The organism is Mesorhizobium sp. M1D.F.Ca.ET.231.01.1.1 (assembly GCF_003999155.2).
GTDB lineage: Bacteria > Pseudomonadota > Alphaproteobacteria > Rhizobiales > Rhizobiaceae > Mesorhizobium.
Genome location: NZ_RZOZ02000247.1, coordinates 1 through 293, shown reverse-complemented (window position 1 = coordinate 293; position 293 = coordinate 1). Strand labels below are relative to the sequence as shown.

General features: G+C 62.5%; 1 pseudogene. It reads left to right on the top strand.

Annotated elements, in window-relative coordinates:
- A pseudogene (locus EN874_RS33150) lies at nucleotides 1-293 on the top strand (amino acid permease); the annotation flags it as partial.

Sequence of the window (293 nt, the reverse complement as noted above, 5' to 3'; positions counted from 1 at the left end):
GGGCTGTTCGCGGTGCTCGGCCTCGACCCGGTGCTGGCGTTGTTTTCATGGCTCACCAATGTCGCAACGCTCGGCGTCATCGTCATGATGGCGGTGGCCTCGCTCGCGGTCGTGATGTACTTCCGCGCCAATCCATCCAATCAGGAAAACGGGCTGAAGACGACGATCCTGCCGGCGCTGACCTTCATCGCCTTCGCCATCATCATCTACCTCATCGTCATCAATTTCGGCAGCCTGTCGGGAGCGGGCGGCTTCCTCGGTGTGTTCCTGCCGGCGCTGGTGCTGATCGCGGC